The 2,692-nt window shown below is 66.3% G+C and carries 3 protein-coding genes and 1 pseudogene; 3 read left to right on the top strand and 1 reads right to left on the bottom strand.

Annotated features, from left to right (window positions below; all coding sequences use genetic code 11):
* Positions 1 to 5 precede the first annotated feature (5 nt).
* The 3 genes from EOA33_RS31275 to EOA33_RS31265 all read left to right on the top strand — a co-directional run bounded on the left by EOA33_RS31275 (position 6) and on the right by EOA33_RS31265 (position 2,302).
* Positions 6 to 1,052 carry a glycosyltransferase family 2 protein gene (locus tag EOA33_RS31275; protein ID WP_190234424.1) on the top strand — a complete coding sequence of 349 codons (1,047 nt, stop codon included), beginning with the start codon at positions 6 to 8 and terminating at the stop codon, positions 1,050 to 1,052.
* Between the two features lie 144 nt (positions 1,053 to 1,196).
* Positions 1,197 to 1,640 (top strand): SRPBCC family protein, encoded by a 444-nt coding sequence (locus EOA33_RS31270; protein WP_127407385.1) that lies wholly within the window; start codon positions 1,197 to 1,199, stop codon positions 1,638 to 1,640.
* A 317-nt stretch (positions 1,641 to 1,957) separates the two neighbouring features.
* On the top strand, positions 1,958 to 2,302 hold the full coding sequence (locus tag EOA33_RS31265) for an excalibur calcium-binding domain-containing protein (protein WP_127407384.1): 345 nt from the start codon (positions 1,958 to 1,960) through the stop codon (positions 2,300 to 2,302).
* A 17-nt stretch (positions 2,303 to 2,319) separates the two neighbouring features.
* Here the strand turns inward: EOA33_RS31265 and EOA33_RS31260 are convergent.
* Positions 2,320 to 2,692, bottom strand: a pseudogene (locus tag EOA33_RS31260) (DNA polymerase IV); the annotation flags it as partial.

The following is a 2,692-nucleotide window of genomic DNA, read 5'->3' as shown; positions in this document are numbered from 1 at the left end:
GCCGGATTCCGGTGTCCATCATCATCCCGAACTACAATTACGCGCGCTTCCTCGAACGCAGCGTCGACAGCGCGCTCGGCCAGGACCATGGCGACGTCGAGGTCATCGTCGTCGACGACAGATCGAGCGACGGTTCGGCGGTGGTCATAGAATCCTATGGCGACAGGATCCGCGCCTGCCTGCGGCCAAGGAATGGCGGCCATGCCGCCGCCTTCAACACCGGCTTCGCGGCAAGCTCAGGCAGGATCGTGCTGTTCCTCGACGCCGACGACTATCTCTACCCGGACGCCGTCTCCAGGATCGTCGACGCCTGGGATCCGGCGACCGCGCAGGTGCAGTCGCGGCTGCACATCGTCGACGAAGCACAGCGCGTCAAGGATGTCTTCCCGCCGCCGGAACTTCCCTTCGACGATGGCGACGTGGTGCCGAAGCTGCTGCACAAGGGGCGCTACCAGACGACGGTGACCAGCGGACTCGCCTTCGAACGCTCGACGCTGGACACCATCATGCCGATCCCCGAAGCCGATTTCCGCCAGGGCGCCGATGGCTATCTGGCGACGCTGGCGCCGCTCTACGGGCAGGTGCAGTCGATCGAGGAATGCGTCGGCGCCTACCGTATCCACGGCGCCAACCATTCCGTCTTCGGCGAAAAGCTTGCCGAGCGGGCGCGGTGGCGGGTGGCGCATGATTTCCACCGTATGGCGGCGCTGTCGGGCCAGGTCTCGGGCGTCGGCCTGGCGGTCGAGCCGGCCGAGACCGTCCTGCATGATACGCTTCATCTGGAGGAGCGGCTCGCCTCGCTCTGCGCCGACCCCGACCGGCACCCGGTCGCCAATGATTCCAAACTGGCGCTTGCCGCGCACGGCGCCGTCGCCAGCCTCGAGATGACGGCCTCGCTCAGGCGTCGCGCCATGCTTGCCGCCTGGTTCCTGTCCGTCGGCATGCTGCCCGGAAGGATGGCGCTCGCCGTGCTGTCCTGGAAGCTCGACGCCGCGTCGCGGCCGGCCTTCCTCGCGCGGTTCTCCAAATCCATCCGCCAGGCGATGGGTTGAAAGCATTCGCCTCACATGCTTCGCTGAGCAGGGCAGGGAGCGGGAGAGGGCAGGGCTTCAAGAAATTTGACAGCCCGTGTCGGACTGGCCAGGCCCCCGTACGTCCTTGGGGCATCGATCAGCAAATCAGAGAGGACATACGATATGCCAAGCACCGTACGTTTGCACCGCGTTCTGGCGACCAAGCCGGAGAAGGTCTACCGCGCATTCACGGAAGCGGACGCGCTCGCGAAATGGCTTCCGCCGAACGGCTTCACCTGCACAGTGCATAGTTTCGAGGCAAAGGTCGGCGGCACGTTCAAAATGTCCTTCCGCAACTTCACCACGGGCGGCAGCCACGCCTTCGGCGGCGAATATCTCGAACTCGTCCCGGGCGAGCGCCTGCGCTACACCGACAGGTTCGACGACCCCAACCTGCCGGGCGAGATCCAGGTCACCGTGATCCTGAAGCAAGTATCGTGCGGCACCGACCTCGACATCACGCAGGCAGGCATTCCGGACGCCATCCCGGTCGAAGCCTGCTATCTCGGCTGGCAGGAGTCGCTCCGCAACCTGGCAAAACTCGTCGAGCCCGAGATCAATCAGTAGGGCATATCGCCCGAGAGAGCGCAGCGGTGACGGCGACGACGCCCCGCCTCTCCCCGCCAAATGGCGGGGGAGGTGGCCGCGAAGCAGATGGAGAGGGTCCTCGCAGGGCGCCACCCGCCGCCGAGCCCCCTCTGTCCCGCCGGCCATCTCCCCGACGGGGAGATTGGCAGTGCCTCGGGTCGGCAGACCAGGAGGGGGGCGCTGTCCCGCCAGCATAGAAGGGATCGCGGCCGGCCTCCGCACATCCTTGCATGACTGGTTGTCGCGGCGGGCGGCCTAGGTTACGCTTTTTTAGGCACTAACCGGGGGCGTGAAGAATGCTTTTACCATTCTTGCGTTGGCCTGCACCTCGTCATCATTACAGGCTGGGCAGGCTGAGATCGGTAGCTCTCTTTGCACCCTTCATCCTCTTGTCCGGCTATGTCGTTTACGGCTTTGTCGGGATCCGGATCGACTCGCCGGTGACAGCCCTCAGGCACCTTGCCGCTTTCCCGAACTGTACCGCCGCTCGCTTCGTTGGTCTGGCTCCGGCGCGTCGCGGGCAACCCGGCTACTGGCCGACACATGATGCCGACCGTGACGGGATCGCCTGCGAGCCATGGCGCGGCGGAAGCGCCGGCGGCGTCAGGGTCCACCGCTACTGGAGCACCGGTCGCCGGTAGGGTTGGCGATCGGCCAGCTACAGCTCCTTCTCGGCCAGCTCCCTGAACGCATCCGGCACCGAGCGTGCTGCTTCCAGCGCCACCGTGCCGTAGCCGACCGCCTCCCGCCCAAAACGCTGGCGGATCTTGTCGATGGCGCGGTCGGCGCCGAAGCGGGCGAGGCCCTTGCGGCTGCCGGGCCTGAGCTTCTCGTCGGCGAGGCCGAGCGGCAGTTCGAGCTGCAGCTCGGCACTTTCCTCCAGATGCGAGACAGAGATGGCAAGCAGCGAAATCTCCCGCTCCTGCGCATTGGCGGCGAGCACGCCGCGCACCAGTTCCTCGGCGATCTCGGCCAGCATCGCGGTGGCCTGGATCGGCTGCTCCAGCGTCACCGAGCGGCTGACGGCGCGC

This window comes from Mesorhizobium sp. M4A.F.Ca.ET.050.02.1.1, assembly GCF_003997725.1.
Taxonomy (GTDB): domain Bacteria; phylum Pseudomonadota; class Alphaproteobacteria; order Rhizobiales; family Rhizobiaceae; genus Mesorhizobium.
This window is presented reverse-complemented; position numbering and strand designations above follow the sequence as displayed.